This window comes from Sediminihabitans luteus (genome assembly GCF_002797595.1).
Taxonomy (GTDB): Bacteria; Actinomycetota; Actinomycetes; order Actinomycetales; family Cellulomonadaceae; genus Paraoerskovia; species Paraoerskovia lutea.
This window is the reverse complement of the sequence record NZ_PGFE01000004.1, coordinates 285,353-308,086: the sequence shown is the minus strand read 5'-3', so window position 1 is coordinate 308,086 and position 22,734 is coordinate 285,353. Positions and strand designations below refer to the sequence as shown.

At 74.4% G+C, this 22,734-nt stretch carries 14 protein-coding genes; 7 read left to right on the top strand and 7 right to left on the bottom strand.

Annotated elements, in window-relative coordinates:
* The first annotated feature begins 12 nt into the window (after positions 1–12).
* Complete coding sequence (locus CLV28_RS12805; protein WP_100423705.1) at positions 13–1,752, top strand: FAD-binding dehydrogenase; 1,740 nt, start codon at positions 13–15, stop codon at positions 1,750–1,752.
* A 137-nt stretch (positions 1,753–1,889) separates the two neighbouring features.
* Here the strand turns inward: CLV28_RS12805 and CLV28_RS12800 are convergent, their stop codons facing one another.
* Positions 1,890–2,900: a hypothetical protein gene (locus CLV28_RS12800; protein ID WP_157802641.1), complete on the bottom strand. Its 1,011-nt coding sequence runs from the start codon at positions 2,898–2,900 to the stop codon at positions 1,890–1,892.
* Positions 2,901–3,130: 230 nt separating this feature from the next.
* On the bottom strand, positions 3,131–5,728 hold the full coding sequence (gene glgP, locus CLV28_RS12795; protein WP_100423703.1) for an alpha-glucan family phosphorylase: 2,598 nt from the start codon (positions 5,726–5,728) through the stop codon (positions 3,131–3,133).
* 144 nt (positions 5,729–5,872) lie between these two features.
* On the opposite strand from glgP, the gene CLV28_RS12790 reads away from it, so the two are divergent.
* The 3 genes from CLV28_RS12790 to CLV28_RS12780 are packed head-to-tail and all read left to right on the top strand — an operon-like array spanning position 5,873 to position 11,089.
* Positions 5,873–7,891 (top strand): alpha-1,4-glucan--maltose-1-phosphate maltosyltransferase, encoded by a 2,019-nt coding sequence (locus CLV28_RS12790; protein WP_239073330.1) that lies wholly within the window; start codon positions 5,873–5,875, stop codon positions 7,889–7,891.
* On the top strand, positions 7,888–9,630 hold the full coding sequence (gene treS, locus CLV28_RS12785) for a maltose alpha-D-glucosyltransferase (protein ID WP_100423701.1): 1,743 nt from the start codon (positions 7,888–7,890) through the stop codon (positions 9,628–9,630). The genes CLV28_RS12790 and treS overlap by 4 nt, the downstream gene beginning before the upstream one ends.
* Before the next feature lie 46 nt (positions 9,631–9,676).
* Complete coding sequence (locus tag CLV28_RS12780) at positions 9,677–11,089, top strand: maltokinase N-terminal cap-like domain-containing protein (RefSeq protein WP_100423700.1); 1,413 nt, start codon at positions 9,677–9,679, stop codon at positions 11,087–11,089.
* Positions 11,090–11,162: 73 nt separating this feature from the next.
* Here the strand turns inward: CLV28_RS12780 and CLV28_RS12775 are convergent, their stop codons facing one another.
* Positions 11,163–13,847: a glycoside hydrolase family 2 protein gene (locus tag CLV28_RS12775; RefSeq protein WP_239073331.1), complete on the bottom strand. Its 2,685-nt coding sequence runs from the start codon at positions 13,845–13,847 to the stop codon at positions 11,163–11,165.
* A gap of 150 nt (positions 13,848–13,997) precedes the next feature.
* On the opposite strand from CLV28_RS12775, the gene glgB reads away from it, so the two are divergent.
* Positions 13,998–16,259: a 1,4-alpha-glucan branching protein GlgB gene (gene glgB, locus CLV28_RS12770; RefSeq protein WP_100423699.1), complete on the top strand. Its 2,262-nt coding sequence runs from the start codon at positions 13,998–14,000 to the stop codon at positions 16,257–16,259.
* Between the two features lie 41 nt (positions 16,260–16,300).
* Here glgB and CLV28_RS12765 read toward each other — a convergent pair whose 3' ends face one another.
* Genes CLV28_RS12765 through CLV28_RS12755 form a run of 3 tightly spaced genes read right to left on the bottom strand, consistent with a single transcriptional unit; the run spans position 16,301 to position 19,622 of the window.
* Complete coding sequence (locus CLV28_RS12765; RefSeq protein WP_100423698.1) at positions 16,301–17,245, bottom strand: tetratricopeptide repeat protein; 945 nt, start codon at positions 17,243–17,245, stop codon at positions 16,301–16,303.
* A 32-nt stretch (positions 17,246–17,277) separates the two neighbouring features.
* Positions 17,278–18,285 (bottom strand): DUF8094 domain-containing protein, encoded by a 1,008-nt coding sequence (locus tag CLV28_RS12760; RefSeq protein WP_100423697.1) that lies wholly within the window; start codon positions 18,283–18,285, stop codon positions 17,278–17,280.
* Entirely contained in the window at positions 18,282–19,622 is a 1,341-nt protein-coding gene (locus tag CLV28_RS12755; protein WP_100423696.1) for a hypothetical protein, read from the bottom strand. Before CLV28_RS12755 ends, CLV28_RS12760 begins: the two co-directional genes overlap by 4 nt.
* 308 nt (positions 19,623–19,930) lie before the next feature.
* Here CLV28_RS12755 and CLV28_RS12750 point away from each other — a divergent pair, with 308 nt between their 5' ends.
* Together CLV28_RS12750 and CLV28_RS12745 are read left to right on the top strand one after the other, a co-directional pair.
* Positions 19,931–21,409, top strand: coding sequence for a hypothetical protein (locus tag CLV28_RS12750; protein WP_100423695.1), 1,479 nt, complete (start codon positions 19,931–19,933; stop codon positions 21,407–21,409).
* A gap of 8 nt (positions 21,410–21,417) precedes the next feature.
* Entirely contained in the window at positions 21,418–21,858 is a 441-nt protein-coding gene (locus CLV28_RS12745; RefSeq protein ID WP_100423694.1) for a hypothetical protein, read from the top strand.
* Positions 21,859–21,861: 3 nt separating this feature from the next.
* Here CLV28_RS12745 and CLV28_RS12740 read toward each other — a convergent pair whose 3' ends face one another.
* Complete coding sequence (locus tag CLV28_RS12740; RefSeq protein WP_100423693.1) at positions 21,862–22,680, bottom strand: alpha/beta fold hydrolase; 819 nt, start codon at positions 22,678–22,680, stop codon at positions 21,862–21,864.
* Between the last annotated feature and the right edge of the window lie 54 nt (positions 22,681–22,734).

Sequence of the window (22,734 nt, the reverse complement as noted above, 5' to 3'; positions counted from 1 at the left end):
TACTCTCTGCGCATGACAGTCACCGCCGACTCCGTCACCCGCCCCGGCGACCCCGCGCACCCCCGGCACGTCGCCACCGACGTCGTCGTCGTGGGCGCGGGACTCTCGGGCCTCGTGACCGCCGCCCAGCTCACCGCCGCCGGCCGCCGCGTCGTGCTGCTCGACCAGGAGCCGCCCGCGAGCCTCGGCGGGCAGGCGTTCTGGTCGTTCGGCGGGCTGTTCCTCGTCGACTCGCCCGAGCAGCGGCGGCTCGGCGTGCACGACTCGGTCGACCTCGCGTTCGCCGACTGGCTCGGCTCCGCCCGGTTCGCCGAGGGCGCCGCCGAGGGGCGCGGCCCCGACCGGCACGGCTACGCGTGGGCGCGCGGGTTCGTGGACTTCGCGGGCGGCGAGATGCGCTCGTGGCTGCACGGGCTCGGCGTGCGCTGGTTCCCGCTCGTGCAGTGGGCCGAGCGCGGCGGCTACCCCGCGGGCGGCCACGGGAACTCCGTGCCGCGGTTCCACGTCACCTGGGGCACGGGCCCCGGGATCCTCGAGCCGTTCGTGCGCGCCGCGCTCGACGCGCACCGCGACGGGCTGCTCGACCTGCGGTTCCGGCACCGCGTGACGTCGCTCGTGACGACCGACGGACGCGTCACGGGCGTGCGCGCCGAACGCCTCGCCCCCTCGCGCGCGGGGCGTGGCGAGCCGTCGTCGCGCGAGGTCGTCGGCGAGGTCGAGATCAGCGCGGGCGCGGTCGTGATCGCGTCCGGCGGCATCGGCGCGAACCACGAGCTCGTGCGCGAGCGCTGGCCCGCGAGCGCCGGGACGCTGCCCGCGCGCATGCTCTCCGGCGTGCCCGACTCGACCGACGGCCTCATGATCGGCCACGCGGCCGCGGCGGGTGCCGCGCTCGTGCACGAGGACCGCATGTGGCACTACCCCGAGGGCATCGCGAACCACTCGCCCGTGTGGACCGCGCACGGGATCCGGATCCTGCCCGGGCCGTCGTCGCTGTGGGTCGACGCGGACGGCGGCCGCCTGCCCGCTCCCCTCTTCCCGGGCTTCGACGCGCTCGGCGCGCTCGAGCACGTGACCGCGCGCGGCGACGACCACTCCTGGTTCGTGCTCAACCGGCGCATCATGGAGACCGAGTTCGCGCTGTCCGGCTCGGAGCAGAACCCCGACCTCACGGGGCGCGACGTGCGCCTGCTCCTGGACCGCGTGCGCCCCGGCGCCGTGGGCCCGGTCGCCCGGTTCGCCGAGCAGTCGCCCGAGTTCGTGTTCGCCGACGACGTCGCGGGGCTCGCGGCCGGCATGAACGCGCTGACCGAGGCCACGCCGGGCGCTCGCGGGCACGTCGACGCCGACGCGCTCGCGGCGCTCGTGGCCGCACGCGACGCGCAGGTGCTCTCGGGGCTCGGCAAGGACCCGCAGGTCACGGCCGTGGCCGCAGCGCGCAGGTTCTCGGTCGACCGGGTCATGCGCGTCGCTCCGCCCCGCGCGCTGACCGACCCGCAGGACGGCCCGCTGCTCGCGGTGCGTCTGTCCGTGCTCACGCGCAAGACCCTCGGCGGTCTGCACACCGACGCCGCCGGCCGCGCGCTCGACGCCGCGGGCGAGGTGCTGCCCGGCCTGTGGGCCGTGGGCGAGGCGGCCGGGTTCGGCGGCGGCGGCGTGCACGGCCACCGGGCCCTCGAGGGGACCTTCCTCGGCGGGTGCCTCTTCACGGGTCGGACGGCGGGACGGGCCCTGGCGCGCGAGCTGCGCTGACGCCGTCCGCCCTCGCCCGGGCCGCCGTAGGGCCCGCCGCGAGAGCCCGCCGTGGGGGCCCGCTGCGATGGCCCTCCGCGAGGTAGAACTGTGCGCGCGAGATAGAACGTGGGAGGTTCTATCTCGCGCGCTCGGTTCTATCTCGCGGCGGCCGCACCGCCCGTCGGCCGCCGCGGACGACCGAACGCCCGCGAGCGGGCCGAGCGGAGCCTGGACGCGAGCGACTCGGGGTCGGCGAGGTCCGCCCAGGTCACACGCAGCAGCGTCCAGCCGGCCTCGACGATCGCGTCGTGACGGGCCTTCTCGGCGAGCAGCCGCTCCTGCGGGTCCCCGTAGAGGCCCCCGCCGTACTTGACCTTGCCGTCGAACTCGATCCCGACGCGGACGTCGGGCCACCCGGCGTCGAGCCGGAAGGCACCCTGCCAGGTGTGCACCGCGACCTGTCCCACGAGCGGCGGGAGGCCCGCGTCGAGCGCCACCCACCGGACCAACGTCTCGCCCGGGGACTCCGACGTACCGTCCGCGAGCTCGACGACGCGCCGCGCCTGACGTACCCCGCGACGTCCGACGGCCTCGTCGACGAGCGTCGCGAGCAGCGCGGGCCGCGCGCCGAGCCGCAGCGCCGAGTCGGCCACCACGAGCGCGCCGGGCATCGGCAGCACGCGCGCGCAGTCGACGACGGTCCGTTCGAGGCTCGTGACCGGCACCCCGTCGACGCGCGAGCGGTCGCGGGGCGGGAGGCTCGTCCAGTGCCGGCGCACCGAGGTGTCGGCGGCGCGCACGCTCGGGTTGCCGAGCTGCGTCACGTGGACCCGGCCGCCGAGCCGGTACGTCCAGCACCCCCAGACCACGGCCGCGCTCTCGTGGCTGATCCAGTGGTCGGTCCCGAGCCGCGCGGTCAGCGCCACGACCTGCGCCCGGTGCTCGTCCGTGCGCCGGGTCGCGACGGAGTCGCCGGTCGCGGGCGGCAGGTACACGCCACGACGCACCCGCCGCAGCGTGCCCTCGCGCACGCGACGCTCGATCTGCGCCCGGCCGACGTCGTCGTACCGCACGGGCCGGGGCAGCCCGGCGCCGGGAGGTCGGTCGACGACGGGTGGTCGGTCGACGACGGGTGGTCGGTCGCTGCCGGGGACGCCTGAGGTCATGCGGCCAGCCTGCCGGGACACGCCCGCCACGGTGCGGTCCGGGTCCCATCTGTGGACGACGGCCCGCGAGATAGAACCGAGCGCGCGAGATAGAACGTGGGAGGTTCTATCTCGCGCGCTCGGTTCTACCTCGGCGGAAGGGTTTGCCTCGGCAGCGGGCCGGACGGCGGGTGATGCCCGACGTCGAAGGGTGCCCGACGGCGGGTGGTGCCCGACGACGCGTGGCGCCGTCAGGCGTTGGCCGTGAGCCCCATCTCGGCGGGGCTCACGAGACCCGCGTGGGTGGGCACGACGCGCACCGTGTACCCGAACGGGCCGGACGCGTCGAGCGTGACGGTGCCGACGAACGCGTGCCGCCCGGCCTCGTACGACTCGGCGAGCGCGATCGGCGCGGTCGCGTAGCTCGAGATCACGTCGTTCTCGCCCACGGCGCCGTGCACGACCTGCACCTCGACGTCCGACGGGTCGAGGTCGCCGAGGGTCACGTCGGCGCGCACCGTGAGCGTGTCGCCGACCTGCGGCACCTCGCCGATCCCGGCCGACTCGACGTGGTCGACGCGCACGCCCGACCAGCTGGCGCGCACGCGCGCCTTCCAGGCGGCGAGCTCGCGGGCGGGCTCGTGCCCCGCGGCGTCGAGCGCGCGCCCGGCCGTCGCGGCGGGTGCGTACAGCCGCTCGACGTACTCGGCGACCATGCGCGTGGCCTGGACCTTGGGCCCGAGCGACGCGAACGTGTGCCGCACCATCGCGAGCCAGCGCGGCGGTACGCCCCGCTCGTCGCGGTCGTAGAAGCGCGCGGCGACCTGCTGCTCGACGAGGTCGTACAGCGCCGCGGCCTCGAGGTCGTCGCGCCGGTCGGGGTCGTCGACGCCGTCCGCGGTCGGGATCGCCCAGCCGTTGTCGCCGTCGAACCACTCGTCCCACCACCCGTCGAGGATCGACAGGTTCAGGCCGCCGTTGAGCGCGGACTTCATGCCCGACGTGCCCGACGCCTCGAGCGGGCGCAGCGGGTTGTTGAGCCACACGTCGCAGCCCGGGTAGAGGTCCTGCGCCATCGCGATGTCGTAGTTGGGCAGGAACACGATGCGGTGCCGCACGTCGTGCTCGTCGGTGAACCGCACGAGCTGCTGGATCAGGCGCTTGCCCTGGTCGTCGGCCGGGTGCGACTTGCCCGCGACGACGAGCTGCACGGGACGCTGCGGGTCGGTCAGCAGCGCGCGCAGGCGCTCGGGGTCGCGGAGCATGAGCGTGAGGCGCTTGTACGTGGGCACGCGGCGCGCGAAGCCGATCGTCAGGACGTCGGGCGAGAGGGCCTCGTCGACCCAGCCGAGCTCGGCCGGGCTCGCCCCGCGGTCGCGCCACGAGCGCCGCAGCCGGGCGCGGGCCTCCTCGACGAGCCGGGTGCGCAGCGTGCGACGCAGCGCCCACAGCTCCTCGTCGCCGACGCCGTCGCCGAGCCACGCGTCGAAGCCCGCGGTCGGGGTGCCGACCGGGTCGATCCCGAGGCGCTCGCGCTGCAGGTCGAGGATCTCGGGCGCGACCCACGTGGGCGAGTGCACGCCGTTCGTGACCGACGTGATCGGCACCTCGGCCGGGTCGAATCCCGGCCACAGCCCGTTGAACATGCCGCGCGAGACCTCGCCGTGCAGCAGCGAGACGCCGTTGGAGCGCCCGCCGAGCCGCAGACCCATGAGCGCCATGTTGAACACGCCCGGGTCGCCGCCGTCGTAGCTCTCGGCACCGAGCGCGAGCACCCGGTCCACGGGCACGCCCGCGGCCTCGTTGTCGCCCCCGAAGTACTGCGCGACGAGGTCGCGCCCGAACCGGTCGATGCCCGCGGGCACGGGCGTGTGCGTCGTGAACACCGTCGCGGCGCGCACCACCTCGAGCGCCTCGTCGAACGCGAGCCCCTCGCCCACGAGCTCGGTGATCCGCTCGACGCCGAGGAACCCCGCGTGGCCCTCGTTGGTGTGGTAGACCTCGGGCGCGGGCGCACCGGTCAGGCGCGACCAGGTGCGCAGCGCGCGCACGCCGCCGACGCCGAGCAGGAGCTCCTGCTGGAGCCGGTGCTCGCCGCCGCCGCCGTAGAGGCGGTCGGTGACCTTGCGCGCGGCGTCGTCGTTCTCCGGCACGTCCGCGTCGAGCAGCAGCAGCGGCACGCGGCCGACCGTCGCGACGCGCACGTGCGCGTGCAGCACGCGCCCCGCGGGCAGGTCGATCGTGATGCGCGCGGGCGTGCCGTCGTCCTCGCGCAGCACCGTGAGCGGCAGGCCGTCCGGGTCGAGCACGGGGTAGGTCTCCGCCTGCCAGCCGTCCCGGGTGAGCGACTGCTTGAAGTACCCGGCGCCGTAGAGCAGGCCGACGCCGACGATCGGCACGCCCAGGTCGCTCGCGGACTTCAGGTGGTCGCCCGCGAGGATCCCGAGGCCCCCCGAGTACTGGGGCAGCACGGCCGTGATGCCGAACTCGGGCGAGAAGTAGGCGATCGACGCGGGCAGCGCCTCGCCGCCCGCGGCCTCGATCTCGCGCGAGCGCCACTGGTACCAGCGCTCACCCTCGCGGTACTCGCGCAGGTCGGCCGACGCCGCGCGCACGCGGTCGACGAACGCGCCGTCGCCCGCGAGCGCCGCGAGGCGCTCGGGCCCGAGCGCGCCGAGCATCGCGACGGGGTCGCGGTGGACCTCGTCCCACAGCGCCGGGTCGACGCCCGAGAAGAGGTCGGCGGTCGGGGTGTGCCACGACCAGCGCAGGTTGTGCGCGAGCTCGTCGAGGGGCGCGAGCGCGGCGGGCAGCAGGGTGCGGACGGTGAATCGTCGGATGGCTCTCACGGATCGACCTTACGCAGATCGACCTGGGAGCACACCCCTGAGCGCGTGCTCGTCGTGCAACGGTCGTGTGAACTCTGCGGTCGCCGACGCGCGGCGGGGCCCACCTGGTGCGTGGACCGGCCCCGGCTCGTTAGGTTGGGGCACGTGAGCAGCCCCACCGCACCCGTGCCCTCCCCCGCCCCGCGCGTCCCGATCGGACGCATCCCGGTCGTGGAGGTCTCCCCGACGATCGAGGACGGACGCTGGCCGACCAAGGCCGTGGTCGGCGAGGCCGTCCCCGTCGAGGCGACCGTGTTCCGCGAGGGTCACGACGCGGTCGGCGCGACCGCCGTGCTCGTCGGACCGGACGGCCGTGACCACTCGTGGGCCACGATGGCGGACGTCGCGCCCGGCCTCGACCGGTTCCGTGCCCTCGTGCGCCCCGACGCGCAGGGCGACTGGTCGTTCCGGGTCGAGGGGTGGTCCGACCCGTACGCGACGTGGGCGCACGACGCGAGCGTCAAGATCGCCGCGGGCGTCGACGTCGCGCTCATGCTCGCGGAGGGGGTGCGCCTGTTCGACCGCGTGCTCGCCGAGACGTCGCCCACGGCCGCGGACGGCGCGCTGCTGGCCCTGACCTGCGAGGCGCTCGACGACGTGTCGCGCCCGCCCGAGGCCCGCCTGGCCGCGGCCACGTCGCCCGAGGTGCGCGCGGCGCTCGGTCGCGCCCCGCTGCGGGACCACGTGTCGCCGTCCGCCACCTACCCGCTCGTGGTGCACCGGCCGCTCGCCCTGGCCGGGTCCTGGTACGAGATGTTCCCGCGGTCGGAGGGGGCGCGTCGGCTCAAGGACGGGTCGTGGCGCTCGGGCACGTTCACGAGCGCGGCGCGCCGGCTGCCCGCGATCGCGGCGATGGGCTTCGACGTCGTCTACCTCACGCCCGTGCACCCGATCGGCACGACCCACCGCAAGGGCCGCAACAACTCGCTCGAGGCGCGCCCGGACGACCCGGGGTCGCCGTACGCGATCGGGTCGAAGGACGGCGGGCACGACGCGATCCACCCCGAGCTCGGCAGCGAGCGGACGTTCAAGGCGTTCGTGCGCGAGGCTCGCCGGTGCGGTCTCGAGGTCGCGCTCGACCTCGCGCTGCAGTGCTCGCCCGACCACCCGTGGGTCGCCGAGCACCCCGAGTGGTTCACGACGCGCGCCGACGGCACGATCGCGTACGCCGAGAACCCGCCCAAGAAGTACCAGGACATCTACCCCCTGAACTTCGACAACGACCCCGAGGGCATCTACGCCGAGATCCTGCGGGTCGTGCGCGTGTGGATCGCGCGCGGCGTGACCGCGTTCCGGGTCGACAACCCGCACACCAAGCCGCTGAGCTTCTGGGAGCGGCTGCTCGCGGAGGTCCGCGCGAGCAACCCCGAGGTGCTGTTCCTCTCGGAGGCGTTCACGCGGCCCGCGATGATGCGCACGCTCGCGGCCGTCGGGTTCCACCAGTCGTACACGTACTTCACGTGGCGCAACACCAAGGCCGAGGTCGAGGAGTACCTCGCGACGGTCGCGGGTCCCGAGGGGGCCGTCATGCGCCCGAGCTTCTGGCCCACGACGCACGACATCCTGCCGCCGTACCTGCAGCACGGCGGCGTCGCCGGGTTCGCGGTGCGCGCGGTGCTCGCGGCGCTCGGGTCCCCCACGTGGGGCGTCTACTCGGGGTACGAGCTCGCGGAGAACGTCCCGCGCCCCGGCGTCGAGGAGCAGATCGACAACGAGAAGTACGAGCTCAAGCCGCGCGACTGGGCGGCGGCCGACGAGGTCGGGATCGCGACGCTCCTGACCCGGCTCAACGAGATCCGGCGCGCCCACCCGTCGTTGCAGCAGCTGCGCAACGTGACCGTGCACCCCACGTCGAACGACCAGGTCGTCGCGTTCTCGCGGCACCTGCCTGCGGCGCACCACCCCGAGGGCCGCGACGAGACCGTGATCGTCGTCGTCAACCTCGACCCCTGGAACACGCAGGAGGCGACGGTCGAGCTGGGCGACGTGCCATCGTTCGTCGCGCACGACGTGCTCTCGGGCGCCACCTACGGGTGGGGGTCGCGACCGTACGTGCGGCTCGACCCGCAGGTGCAGGTCGCGCACGTCATCGAGGTCGAACCGATCTCCGGAGGTGCCGCATGACGTCGCCCGAGCCGTCGCGCACGCCCGCGACCGCCCCCATCCCCGTCGGCGCGCTGCCCCCGCGACGCCAGCCGACACCGCCCGCACGCTCGCGGCGCGGCCTGTCCGACGACCCGCACTGGTACAAGACCGCGGTCTTCTACGAGGTCATGATCCGCTCGTTCTCGGACTCGACCGACAACGGGGCGGGCGACCTGCGCGGGTTGGTCGACCGCCTCGACTACCTCGAGTGGCTCGGCGTCGACTGCCTGTGGCTGCCGCCGTTCTTCCCGTCGCCGCTGCGCGACGGCGGGTACGACGTCGCCGACTACACGGCGGTCGCCGCCCAGTACGGGACCATGGCCGACTTCACGGACCTCGTGGAGGCCGCGCACGCGCGCGGGATCCGCGTCGTGATCGACCTCGTCATGAACCACACGAGCGACCAGCACCCCTGGTTCCAGGCGTCGCGCTCGGACCCGGAGGGCCCGTACGGCGACTTCTACGTGTGGTCGGACACCGACGAGCGGTACCGCGACGCGCGCATCATCTTCGTCGACACCGAGTCGTCGAACTGGACGTTCGACCCGGTGCGCCGGCAGTACTTCTGGCACCGGTTCTTCTCGCACCAGCCCGACCTGAACTTCGAGAACCCGCGCGTGGCCGAGGCCATGATCGACGTCGCCCGGTACTGGCTCCAGGTGGGCGTCGACGGGTTCCGCCTCGACGCCGTGCCGTACCTGTTCGAGGACGAGGGCACCAACTGCGAGAACCTGCCCGCGACGCACGAGTTCCTGCGGCGCGTGCGGCGCATGGTCGACACCGAGTTCCCGGGCCGGATCATGCTCGCCGAGGCGAACCAGTGGCCGAACGAGGTCGTCGACTACTTCGGCACCGACGACGACCCCGAGTGCCACATGTGCTTCCACTTCCCCGTGATGCCGCGCATCTTCTCGTCGCTGCGCGACCAGCGCGCGAGCGCGATCCTCGACATCCTCGCCGACACCCCTGCGATCCCCGCCGCCGGGCAGTGGTCGACGTTCCTGCGCAACCACGACGAGCTCACGCTCGAGATGGTCTCGACCGAGGAGCGCGCGGCGATGTACGGCTGGTACGCGCCCGACCCGCGCATGCGCGCCAACGTCGGGATCCGGCGTCGGCTCGCCCCGCTGCTCGACAACTCGCGCGCCGAGATCCAGCTCGCGCACGCGCTGCTGCTGTCGCTGCCGGGCTCCCCGTGCCTGTACTACGGCGACGAGATCGGCATGGGCGACAACATCTGGCTCCCCGACCGGGACGCTGTGCGCACCCCCATGCAGTGGACCCCCGACCGCAACGCCGGGTTCTCGACCGCCGACCCCGGCAAGCTCTACCTGCCGGTCGTGCAGTCCCTCGTGCACCACTACCAGCACACCAACGTCGAGGCGCAGCTCGCGCAACCCACGTCGCTGCTGCACTGGGTGCACGGCATGCTCACGGTCCGCCGCGAGCACCCCACGTTCGGCACCGGGGACTTCACGCCCGTGCGCGCCGACGACGAGGCGGTGCTCGCGTTCCTGCGACGCTCGCCCGAGGAGACGCTGCTGTGCGTCGCGAACCTGTCCACGACGGCGCGCGGCACGACCCTGCACCTGCCCGGGCTCGAGGGGGCGAAGATCTCCGACGTGTTCGGCGGCGCGTCGTTCCCCTCGGTGAGCGAGCAGGGCGAGGTCGTGATCACGTTGGGCTCCCGGGACTTCTACTGGCTCACCGTGTCCTGACCGGGAGGACCGCACGAGCCACCACCGACGAACGACGAGGCGATCCGTGGACGAGACCCCCCGTGTGCTCGGCGAGGCGCAGCGCGTGCCGCCGCCCGACGACGACCTGCTCGCGCTCCTCGACCCGTGGATGCGCGCACGTCGCTGGTACCCCGTCAAGGGCGTCGACGTCGCGCACGTGCCCTGGATCTCGTTCGCGCTGCCCGCCCCCGCCCCGCTGCGCATCGAGCTGCACCTGCTGCGGCTCGTCGGCGACGGCGTCGAGCTCGTCGTCCAGGTCCCGCTCATCCTCGCCCCCGCAGGGACCGCGCCCGACGCCGCGGACGACCCCCGCGTCGTCGGACACCTCGAGACCCCCGACGGCCCCGTCACGGTGCACGACGGCGCGACGCACCCCGCGCTCTGGACCGCCGTCCTCGCAGCGTCCCAGTGGGAGGACGGCGCAGGCGGCCCCGAGCCCGACCCCGACCTCACCGGCGGGCGGGCCCTGACCGTCGAGCAGTCCAACAGCTCGGTACTCCTGCCCGCCGTGGCCGGCGGCACGATGCTCAAGGTCGTGCGCGCCGTCGCGATCGGCCCCAACCCCGACGTCACGATCCCCCGGGCGCTCGCTGCCCACGGCTGGCGGGGCGTCCCGCGCCCCCTCGCCTGGCTCACCGCGACCTGGGCGGAGTCCGACGTGCCGGCCGAGCACGACTCGGTGACCGGGCTCGGCCCCGACCGCACGGCCCACCTCGCCGTGCTCACCGAGTTCGTCGCGGGCGGCCGCGACGGGTTCGACCTCGCGTGCTCCTACGCGCGCCAGGACCAGTCGTTCACCGAGCTCTCCGCCGACCTCGGCCGTGTCGTGGCCGACATGCACGCGGCGCTCGCGGGCGCGTTCGAGCCCGGCCCGCTGCTCGACGCCGGGTGGCTCGTCGACGACCTGCGCCGCCGCGCCGCCGAGGCCGTCGCGAAGGCGCCCGTGCTCTCGCGGCGCGCGGCCGAGATCGTCGGGTTCCTCGACGCGGCCGAGGGGCGTCTCGCCCGCATCGACGCCCCGATCCGGATGCAGCACGTGCACGGCGACCTGCACCTGGGCCAGGTCCTGCACTCGCGCGACCACGGCTGGAAGGTGCTCGACTTCGAGGGCGAACCGCTGCGCCCCGTCGCCGAGCGCACGCGCGCCGACCTCGCGCTCCGCGACGTCGCCGGGATGGTGCGCTCGTTCGACTACGCGGCCGCGGTCGGCCGCCCGGGCGATCCCACCTGGGACGTGCGCGCCCGCGACGCGTTCCTCGAGGCGTACCGCGTCGCGACCGGGGCCTCGGACGCCGAGGCCGAGGCCGCGCAGACCATCGTGCGCATCCTCGCGCTCGACAAGGCGCTCTACGAGGTCGTGTACGAGTCCCGCAACCGCCCCGACTGGACGTGGATCCCGCTCGACGCGGTCGACCGGATCCTCAGCGGCCGGACCTGACGCCGCGGCCGACGCCGCGCAGGCCGCGGCTCGTCAGCCGTGTCGACCCGTGGTCACCCCTGCTCGCCCCTGGTCACGGCCCGCACAGGTCGTTGGTCGAGCGCAGCACCAGCGGGTCCGTGAACGCCGCGGGGTCGACGTCGCCGGGCGCCGTCACGCGGAACGTGACCGACTCGCCCGGCAGGAGCGTCACGAGCATGTCGTCGACCGTCGCGTCCGGGTGCGCGCGGTCCACGAGCAGGCTCACGTCGCGCACCAGGTTCCGGGCGGTCACCGTGACCGCGAGCGTGACGTCGGCACCGGACGACGGACCGGACGCGGAGGTGTCAGGAGTCACCTCGACGTCGAGGTCGGCGGCCGCGAGCGCCGAGTCGCGGGGCTCGGCGACGAACCAGAGCCCGCGCACGCCGTCGAGCTCGGCCACGAGGAGCTCGGCGCCGGGGTCCCCGACCGCGGCGACGTCGTGGGGCACGGGGACGCTCACAACCCCGCGGTCCTCGACGGCGACGAGCACGCGCGCGCTGGCGAGCTCGGAGCCGTCGAACCCGAGACGGCGCAGCACGAGGTCACCCGACCACGGCGCGGACGTGTCGTTCACGACCACGACCTCGAGCCTCGTCGGTCCCCCGGGGACGACGGGCCCGCCGTCGCGGGACCGCGGCTGGAACGTCACGAGGCGGTCGGCGTGCGCGTGCGCGAGCGCGTGCAGCAGCGGCTTGGCACGGCCGTCGCCGTCGACCGCGGACCACGAGACCACCGGCCAGCAGTCGTTGAGCTGCCACATGATCGACCCGGCGCAGCGCGGCGACCACGAGCGCAGGTGCTCGACCGCGGCCTGGACGGCGACCGCCTGGTTGAGCTGCATCGCCCAGTGCCAGCCCGGCATGTCCTGCGGCAGCCGCAGGTGCGGCACGAGCCCGTCGGTGAGCTTGTCGTTGCCCTGCGCCGCCTTCTGGTGCACCTGCATGCCGGGCGACTCGGGCGTGAGCGGGTCGTCGCTCACGGCGCGCGTGAGCGTGGTCCACGCGGGCGGCGCCTGCCACCCGAACTCGGCGCAGAACCGGGGCACGACCTCGCGGTAGGTGGGCCAGTCCCGGCGGTTCCACTGCTCCCACAGGTGCACCGACCCGTGGTCGGGGTCGTTCGGGTGCCGGTCGAACGTGCCGGACCACGGCGACCCGGGCGTGTACGGGCGGTCCGGGTCGAGCTCGGCGACGATGCCGGGCAGCAGCTCGGTGTAGTACCCGAGGCCCCAGGTGCGGCCGTCGAGGCGCGCCTCCCAGCCCCAGTCCTGGTGGCCCCACAGGTTCTCGTTGTTGCCGTTCCACAGCACGAGGCACGGGTGCGCGGCCAGTCGGGCGACGTGCTCGCGGGCCTCTGCCTCGACCTCGGAGGCCAGCGGCTCCTCCTCGGCGTACGCGGCGCACGCGAACAGGAAGTCCTGCCACGTCATGAGGCCGCGCTCGTCGCACAGGTCGTAGAAGTCGTCGTCCTCGTAGATGCCGCCGCCCCACACGCGCAGCAGGTTGATCCCGGCCTGCTCAGCCTGCGCGATGCGCGCGGCGTACCGCTCGCGGGTCACGCGGTGCGGGAAGACGTCGTCCGGGATCCAGTTGGCGCCCTTGACGAAGACCGGCCGGCCGTTGACCACGAACCGGAACGACGTGCCGTGCTCGTCGGGCTCGATCTCGAGCGCGACCTGCCGGAACCCGACGCGCCCGGCCCAGGTCGCGAGCGACGCGCCCGTCGCCGCGTCGGTCCCGGCATGGGAGTCGGTCCCGGTGTCGGACGACGTCGCCGCCGCGCGCAGCCCGACCGTGACGTCGCTCAACGGCTGGTCCCCGTACCCGCGCGGCCACCAGAGCGCCGCGTCGGGGACGTCGACCACGACGACCACGGAGGACTCGTCCGGGGCCAGGGTCGCGGACGCCGTCCGCGACCCTGGCCCGGAACCCGCAGGGCCGACCAGGGAGACGTCCACCACGAGCGGCTCCGCGGCGGTGCCGACGGTGCTCGCGGGTTCCGCACGCTCGACCTCGACGTGCACCTCGACCCGGCCCGGAGCGCTCGTCGCGGGCGAGCCCGGCCCGGCTGCGTCGTCCGACAGCGTGACCGACGCGAGCGGACGCACCCCGGCGATGCGCGCGGTCGACCACGAGTGCAACGACACCGGGCGCCAGATGCCGACCGTCGCGGCGTCGATGCCCCAGTCCCACCCGAAGTTGCACGCGGACTTGCGCATCGCGTTGAACGGGTGGTGGTTGACCTGCGGGCGGTAGCCGAGCGCGAGCGACTGCGCGTCCGCGTACCGCACGGGCGACGCGAACCGGACGACGAGCTCGTTGGTGCCGTCGACGAGCCGACCCGCGACGGGCACCCGGTACGAGCGGTGCTGGTTCGCGGTGCGGGCGACGACCGCGCCGTTGAGCAGGACCGTCGCGACGGTGTCGAGGCCCTCGAGCACGAGGTCGTGGTGGTCGTGCCCGCACGCCGACCAGTCGAACGTCGTCCGGTACTCCCAGTCGCAGCTGCCGATCCAGGCGAGCAGCCGCTCGTTGTCGTCGAGGTACGGGTCGGGGATCAGCCCGGCCGCGTGCAGGTCGGTGTGGACTGTCCCGGGGACGGTCGCGGGGACCGTCACCCCCGCCACCGACTCGTGCACCCGCCCGCCCGTCGCGCGGACCGTCCACCCGTCGTGGAGCGGTCGCGTCCTCGGCGGCACGGTGCTGACCTCGGTCGACGTCGTTGTCGTGATCACGTGCTCTCCTGACTCTCGGAGCCTTGCGAGGGCGATCATCGCACCCGCGGCTGACAGCGAGGGCCGTTTCGGGGCGTCGAGACGAACCCGTGACCGCCCCGACACACGATCGTCACTGCGAGGCGACCGGTGACGTGGAAAGGTGAGCGCATGGCCCCGCTCCCCGACGACGCCCCCGACCTGCACCCCGTGCCGGCCGCACCCGAGGTCCTTGCCGCGGTCGCCGCCGGGCGGCACCACGACCCGCACGCGGTCCTCGGGCCGCACCTCGACCCGGACGCCGGGACCGCCACGGTCCGCGTGCTGCGACCGCTCGCCGACGAGGTCACGGTCCACGCGCAGGACGGCGACCACCCCGCCCGCCACGAGCAGGACGGGATCTGGGTCACCGTCCTCGAGGCCCCCGCCGACGACCTCGGCGTGCACGCGCCCGACTACCGGGTCAGCGCCCGCTACGGCGACGACGTCGTCCACGGCGACGACCCGTACCGGTTCCTGCCCACGCTCGGCGAGGTCGACGAGCACCTCGTGCGCGAGGGCCGCCACGAGGAGCTCTGGACCGTGCTCGGCGCGAACCCGCGCGAGTACCCGAGCGTCCTCGGCCGCGTGCACGGCACGTCGTTCGCCGTGTGGGCGCCCAACGCGCTCGCGGTCCGCGTGATCGGCGACTTCAACGGCTGGGGCGGCCCGAGCCACGCGATGCGCTCGCTCGGCTCGAGCGGGGTCTGGGAGATCTTCGCGCCGGGACTCGGGGCGGGCACGCGCTACAAGTTCGAGATCCTCACGCCCGACGGCTCGTGGGTGCAGAAGGCCGACCCGCTCGCCAAGGGCACCGAGGTGCCGCCCGCGACGGGCAGCGTCGTCGTCGCGAGCGACTTCACGTGGTCGGACGACGCGTGGCTGGCAGCCCGGGCCTCGACCGACCCGCACGCCGGACCCATGAGCGTGTACGAGGTGCACCTCGGGTCGTGGCGCCCGGGCCTGACGTACCGCGAGCTCGCGGAGCAGCTCACCGCGTACGTCGTCGAGAACGGGTTCACGCACGTCGAGCTCATGCCCGTGGCCGAGCACCCGTTCGGCGGCTCCTGGGGCTACCAGGTGACGGGGTACTACGCGCCGTCCTCCCGGTTCGGGCACCCCGACGACTTCCGTCACCTGGTCGACGCGCTGCACGCCGCGGGCGTGGGCGTGGTGCTCGACTGGGTGCCGGCGCACTTCCCCAAGGACTCGTGGGCGCTGGCCCGGTTCGACGGGCTCCCGCTGTACGAGCACCCCGACCCGCTGCGCGGCGAGCAGCCCGACTGGGGCACGTACGTGTTCGACTTCGGCCGCCCCGAGGTGCGCAACTTCCTCGTCGCGAACGCGACGTACTGGCTCGAGGAGTTCCACGTCGACGCGCTGCGCGTGGACGCGGTCGCCTCGATGCTCTACCTGGACTACTCGCGCGAGCCGGGCCAGTGGCACCCCAACGCCCAGGGCGGGCGCGAGAACCTCGAGGCGATCGCGTTCCTGCAGGAGGCCAACGCGACGGCCTACCGCCGCACCCCCGGCGTCATGATGATCGCCGAGGAGTCGACCGCGTGGCCGGGCGTGACGCGCCCCACGAACGCCGACGGCCTCGGGTTCGGGCTCAAGTGGAACATGGGCTGGATGAACGACACGCTGCGCTACCTCGCGCAGTCCCCCGTCAACCGGCGCTACCACCACCACCAGGCGACGTTCTCGCTCGTGTACGCCTACTCGGAGCAGTTCGTGCTGCCGCTGAGCCACGACGAGGTCGTGCACGGCAAGGGGTCGCTGTACGGCAAGATGCCCGGCGACGCATGGCAGAAGCGTGCGGGCGTGCGGGCGCTGCTCGCCTACCAGTGGTCGCACCCGGGCAAGCAGCTGCTGTTCATGGGCGGCGAGCTCGCGCAGCCGACCGAGTGGGACGAGGTCGCGGGGATCGACTGGGGCCTGCTGCAGGATCCCGCGCACGCGGGCGTGCAGCGGCTCGTGCGCGACCTCAACGCCGTGTACCGGTCGACCCCCGCGCTGTGGGAGCTCGACTTCGACCCCGCGGGCTTCGAGTGGCTCGCCTCGGACGACGCCGACCACAACGTGCTCGCCTACGTGCGCCGCGACCGCGCGGGCACCGAGGTCGCGGTCGTCGTGAACTTCGCGGGCGTCCCGCACGAGGGCTACCGCCTGGGGCTGCCCGCGCGCGGCCGCTGGCGCGAGGTGCTCAACAGCGACGCCGAGGTGTACGGCGGCTCGGGCGTCGGCAACCTCGGCCACGTCGAGGCGGAGGCGGTGCCGCACGCGGGCCGCGCGTTCTCCGCGCGGCTCCGCGTGCCCCCGTTGGGTGTGCTCTACCTCGTGCGCGAGCCCGGCGACGCCGCTCTCTCGAGCAACACCTCAGCCGCTCTCTAGAGCGACGCCTCGGTGGAGCGCTCACTCGGTAGGGCGACCAGTCAGTAGAGCGACACGGCGAGGCGCTGGCGCGCCTTGCCGACGCGCGGGTCCGTCGTGCCCACGACCTCGAAGTACTCGAGCAGGCGTACCCGCACGCTCTCCTTGGTGTCGGCGTCCGCGCCCGGCAGCAGGTCGAGCAGCCGCCCGAAGGCGTCCTCGACCTTGCCGCCCAGCAGGTCCATGTCGGCGACCGCGAGCTGGGCGTCGACGTCGGACGGCGCGTCGGCGGCGGCCGTGCGCACCGCCGCGAGGTCCGCACCCGCGGTGCGCTGCATGAGGTGGACCTGCGCGAGACCGGCCCGCGCCATGTCGTCCTTGGGGTCCTGCCTGGTCGCGGTGACGTAGGCGGCCTCGGCCGCGTCGAGGTCGCCGCGCTCGATCGCGTCGTACGCCTCCTGGTGCAGGGGCGGCAGCGGCTCCTCGACGGGTTCGGCGACCTCCGCGGTCGCGGCCGCCTCGCCCGCGAGCGGGGCGCGCCCCGTGACGCCGTTGGCCTCGGCGGCGGCGAGAACCTGGTCGATCACGTCGCGCATCTGCTCGACGGGCGCCCCGCCCTGGAACAGCGGGACCGGCTGACCGCCGAGCACCGCGACGACCGTGGGCACGCCCTGGACCTGGAACGCCGCGACGACCTGCGGGTACGCCTCAGCGTCGACGCGCGCGAGCAGGAACCTGCCCGCGTACTCGTCGGCGAGCGCACCGAGGTCGGCACCGACCTGCGCGTTGGCCTGGTCCGTCGGGATCCACAGCAGGACGATCACCGGGTAGGTGGTCGAGTCCTGGACCACCTGGGCGAACGTCTCGTCGGTGACGTCGACGACGTACCCGCCCGCCGACGGCGCGCCGCCGGGCTCGCCCGGGGGCGGGGACTTGGGGCGGTTCAGCGCGGCGAGGTCGACCGCGCCGCGCACGTCGAACGAGGACTGGGAGTTGGCTTCGCTCATGCGAGCATCCTAGGCGGGTGCCCGCCCCTCGCTCAGTTCGTGACCTTCGTGAGCACGAGCTGCGCGCCCAGGACGGTCGGCTTCGCGTCCGCACCCGCCGGCGGGACGTAGATCGCGACGGTCGCCAGGCCGGACAACTTGAGCGAGTTGGTCGGGTCCTTCGCGAGCAGCGCCTTCTCCGTGTCGGTCTGCGGCGTGATCTTCGCGCCCTCGGGAGCCTTCCACGTCTCCTGACCGGTCATCGCGCCGATGACGAGCGCGCCGCCGTCAGTCGTGGCGATCGCCCGGATGTCGTCGTCCACGGGCGAGAACTTCTCCGTCCACGTGCCCTCGACGTCGTCGAGGGCCTTGGTGGCCTTCGCCTTCTGCTCGGCACGGTCCTGCCGGAACCGGTCGTCCGCCCAGCTCTTCGCGAACTCGGAGTCCTTGCCGAGGTTGAGCACGTCGACGTACTGCGAGAACGCGTCCTGCGGGGAGAGCAGCAGCTCGTCCGAGTCGAGCGGTACGGCCGCGCTCCCGACGCTCGGCTCGGCGAACGGCGGCAGCTCGACCCCGGGGAACAGTCGGACCCAGGACCACAGCTTGTAGGGCGAGCGGGCCGAGGCCTGCTCGTAGGCCAGCAGCCGCGGCAGCTCGCCGTCGCCCGCCTCGACGGTGACCCCGAGGCTCGTGCGGGGCCACGTGACCGTCGTCGAGACGACGTTCTGCTGCATCTCGTCCGGGAGCACCGTGAGCAGCTCGTCGTTCTTCGCCCGCACCGCCGCCTTGAGCTGCGCGGAGCGCATCGTGAGGGCGGGCCCGGTCACGCGCTCGTCGAGTCCCCTGCTGTCCATGGCCTCGTCGGCGGCGTCGAGCACCGCACCGACCTCCGTGCTCACGGCCACGGTCTGCTCGACCGTGAGGTCGGGTCCGGGGACCGCGGGGACCGCGTCGGGGTCGGGCGTCGGGAGATCGGCGGCGCAGCCACCGAGCAGCAGCCCGAGGGTCAGGGTCGCGGCCGCGGCGGCGGCTCCGCGGCGTGCCGTCGCTCGCGTGGTCATCGGGTACCTCCGTCGTTGTCGTCGTTCGGCGCGGTGTAGCCCCACGCCCGGCGCCACTCGTCGGCCGGGGCGGCAGGGCCCCGGGGAGCGTCGGGCGCAGCGTCTCCCGCGTCGGGTGCCGCACCGGCCGCACGGCCCGGTGCGTTCGCCCCGTCGGCCGAGGCACCAGCGTCGGCCGCAGCGTCCGTGGCCCGCGGGCCGGCCGTCCCGGTGCCGGTCGCACCCGTCCGCCTCGCGGACCGCGTGCGCGCCGCCGAGACGTCGGCCCCGTCCGCGACGTCGGCGGACGCTGATCCAGACGGCACCGCGTCGGAGGAAGCCACCTCTGGGGACGCTGCGTCGGCCGCGCGGCCACGCCGTCCCCGGCGGCGTCCTTCGGGCTCGGTCCCGGCGCTCGTGCGCCGGGACGAGGCCTCGCTGCGGGCCCGGTCACGCTCGGCCTGCTCGCGCTCGGCCTGCTCACGCAGCTCACGTCGCGTCAGGACGACCGGGCCCGCCACGTCAGGGCCGGGGGCGCCCGGGGCGGACGGCCTCGCGGACGACGCGGGGCGGGCAGGACGTCGCCGGGCGCGTCCCAGCAGCAGGAGCGCGACGCCGAGGACGACGAGGACGATCCCGGCCACGACGCCCGGGACGAACCACGGCGCGCTCGTCTCACGCGGCCACGTGAGCTCGAGCGTCGGCGGGGTCACGTCCTCGCCGACGCCTGCCGCGATCAGGCTCCATCGCCCGTCCTGGTCGGTCCAGCGCAGACTCGCGCTGCCCTCGCCGGAGGCCTCGACGAGCCACATGTCACTGCCCGCCGGGTCCGGACCGGCGAGTGCGGACCCGGCGCCCTCCGCGGCGGCACCCTCCGTCGCGGCGTCGGTCGGAGTGTCGGTCGCAGCATCTGTCGCAGCGCCGGTCGCCGTCGCGGCGGGCGAGGTCGTCGCCTCCGGCGTCGGGGTCCCGTCCACGCCCTCCGTCGCCGCGGCCGATCCGGACGGCGTCGGCGCGGCCGTCGACGGCGCCTCCGTCGTGGTCGCGAGCGTCTCCCAGTCCTGCAGCCCCGTCACCCGGGTCGCGGGAGACTCGCCCACCCACCCGGCCACGTCGACGTCACGGCCGATCGCGAGGGTCACGGGCTGGCCCCCGGGGGCGGTCGCACGGATCGTGACGTCGCCCGCGACGAGGTCGAGCACGCCGGGGTCGGTGACGAGCATGGTCGTGGACGCGTCGGCGGTCGCGGTCGCGGTGACCGTGTCGCTCTCTCTCCAGATCGTGGCCGTCGCGGTCCCGAGCGCCGCGGCCGCGAGGCCGAGCACGATCAGGACGACTCCGAGGATTCGTTGCAGCACCGAGTTTCCCTTCGTGGCGGACTCCCCAGGATAGTGGGGACGGCGAGGGCCCACGACGCCGGACCCGTCGCGACCTCGACGAACGCCTTCCGGCAGACCCCGGCCGGCCTCGGCGGGGGTCGAACGGAAGGGTCGCTCACAAACATCCTCGCAGGTCGCAGCCTCGGCGCGAGTGCTTCGGGCAACCCCATCGAGGCTACGCAAGTCCGCGTCCGGGCACTAGGGTGGGTCGCGACAACGCCCCTGATCGGGGCGCCGCGCGCGGGGCGTCCCCCACGTGCCGTCCCGCAACCCTGGAGGTCGACCCGGTGTCCGACGAGCGCTCACTGTTCCCCATCACGATGCGCGGCTACGACCGCATCCAGGTGGACAACCAGATCGCACGGCTCGAGCACGCCCTCGACGAGGCGCGCCGCCAGGTCGAGACCCTCGACCAGCGGCAGATGCAGCTCACGTCCGAGCTCGCAGACGCTCAGCGCAAGGCCAAGGAGTCCGACAAGCCGTCGTACTCGGGCCTGGGCTCGCGCATCGAGCAGCTCCTGCGCTCGGCCGAGGAGCAGTCCGCCGACATCCTCACGCAGGCGAACTCGCAGGCGGCCGACATCATGGCGCGCTCGAAGCTCTCGGCCGGCCAGGTGCGCTCGCGCGCCGAGAGCGAGGTCGCCGAGCTGCTCGCGTCGGCCCGCCGCGAGGCCGAGGAGATCCGCGCGACGACCGCCGCCGAGTCGGAGTCGACCCTCCTGGCCGCGCAGCGTCGCGCCGAGGAGTTCGTCGGCAGCGCCGAGCGCGAGGCGGCACGCATCCAGAGTGCGCTCACGGCCGAGGAGAACGAGCGCCGGGCCAGCCTCGAGCGCGACCTCGGCACGCTGCGTGCCGTCACGGAGCGCGAGACGACCGAGCTGCGCGTCGCGACCGAGCGCGAGGCCACCGAGCTGCGCGCCCGCGTGACGGCCGAGGTCGCCGAGCTCCGCGAGAACGCCGAGACCGAGTCGGCCGACCTCCTCGACCGCACGCGCCGCGAGGTCGACCGTCAGGTCGCCGAGGCCCGCAAGGCCGCCGAGGACGCCGCGAACGCGGTGACCTCCGAGATGGAGGACCTGCGCGACCAGGCGCGGACCGCGCTCGCCGACGCCCAGCTCGAGGTCGCCCGCCGCCGCGAGGAGGCCGAGCGCGAGAACGCCGAGCGTCACGCGACCGCGAAGGCCGAGACCGACCGTCTCGTCGCGACCGCCGAGGAGCACGCCGCGGACGCCGAGAAGCGGGTCGCGCTCGCGCTCGAGCAGGCCGAGAAGGTCCGTGGCGAGTCCGACGCCTACGTGCGCGACCAGCTCGCCGCGGCCCGCAAGAACGCCGACGCGATCATCAGCGAGGCGCGCGAGTTCGCGGAGCAGACGGTCGCCGACGCGAACGTCGAGGCCGAGGCCCAGCGCGCGAGCGCCCAGCGTCAGCTCGAGGACCTCACGCGCCAGCACGACTCGATCAACACGTACCTCGGCGAGCTGCGATCGCTGCTCGGCGACGAGAAGGGCGGGGAGCCAGCCGAGGCGGAGAAGCAGGGCGCCAAGCGCTCGGCCAAGCCTGCGCTCGCTCCGGCCAAGGCCGGCGGGTCCGGCACCCCGGCGCAGCGTGCCCGCGCCGCCGCGACCGCGACGCTCCTGACCGCCGAGTTCCCCGTGGTCGACGGCGAGATCGTCGACGATGCGGACGACACGGACGACGCCGAGACGCCCGCCGCCGAGCCGGCGCGCGAGGAGGCTTCGGCCTCCCGCCGCACGCCCACCGCCTGACGGACGTCGTGGACGAGCGCCCCGGGTCCGACCCGGCCGACGTCGCCGCCTGGCGCGCTGAGCGCACGGCGGCCGCCGAGGCGCGTGCCGCCGGGCTCGAGCGGCGGCGGCAGCGCGACTCGGCCGAGGCGGCCCGGGCGATCGAGGAGTTCCTGGTGCGCGCCCGCGCGCAGGGCGTCGAGCCCGTGCCGCTGCGGGCCCGCGGCTACCACGGGGACGCGACGTTCCGCACGGGGCTGCGGGGGTGGTACCTGCGGGCCAACCGCACCGTCGGGATCGATACCGACGGCCGGTTCTACGTCCTGAGCGTCCCCACCGGGCCGCTCACGTGGTTGCGCGGTGCCCGCCCCGCGGCGTCCGACCCCCCGCTCGTGTTGGGGGCCGGGGGCCGCGACGGCGAGTCGATCTCGATGGCCGACGCGCTCGAGAAGGTCCTCGACGCGGGCTGAGGGTCAGTGCGCCGAGGCGCGTGCGACGAGGTCGGCGAGCGCCTCGGCGACCTGAGCGGGCCGCTCGACCGCGCTGAGGTGCCCGGCACCCGGCACGATCACGAGCTCGGCGTCGCGCCGCGCGACGACCATGTGCTCGGCCGCGCTCACGGGCGACATGACGTCCTCGTCGCCCACGAGCACGAGCACGGGCCCGGCGACGTCGTGGATGACGTGGGTGCGGTCCGGGCGGGCTGCCATCGCCCGCTGGGACCACGCGACGCCGTCCGCGCGCTGCGCCCGGATCCAGGACTCCACGAGCGGGACGATGCGCGGCTGCTCGGCGCGCGTCGTGTCGCCCACGAGCGTGGCGACCATGCCGAGCACGGCCGTCGTGTCACGCTCGGCCTCGACCTGGTGCGCGACGCGCAGCCGGTTCAGCCTCGCCTCGGGCGCGTCCGCGGTCGACTTGGTGTCGAGCAGGCCGAGGCCCGCGACGAACCCGGGGTGCCGCTCGGCGATCGCCATCGCGACGTACCCGCCCATCGAGAGGCCCGCGACGACCGCGCGATCGTAGCCGGCCGCACGCACGGCGGAGACGACCGCGTCGGCCGACGCCTCGAGGCCCGGGGTGCGCGGGCCGTCAGGGGCACGACCCATGCCGTGCAGGTCGGGCGCGAGCACCGTGAAGTCGCCGGGCATCGCGTCGACGGCGGACGCCCACATGCGGTGGTCGAGCGGGAACGCGTGCAGCAGGACCAGCGGCAGACCGTGCCCGTCCCGGAGGTTCACGACCTCGAGCGCCTGCGTCGTCGAACCTGCTGGAACCTGTCCGGTGGTCATCGTCGTCCCGTCCTCTCGTCGCTGGAACTCGATCCTTGCAGGGTCGGCGCGCCG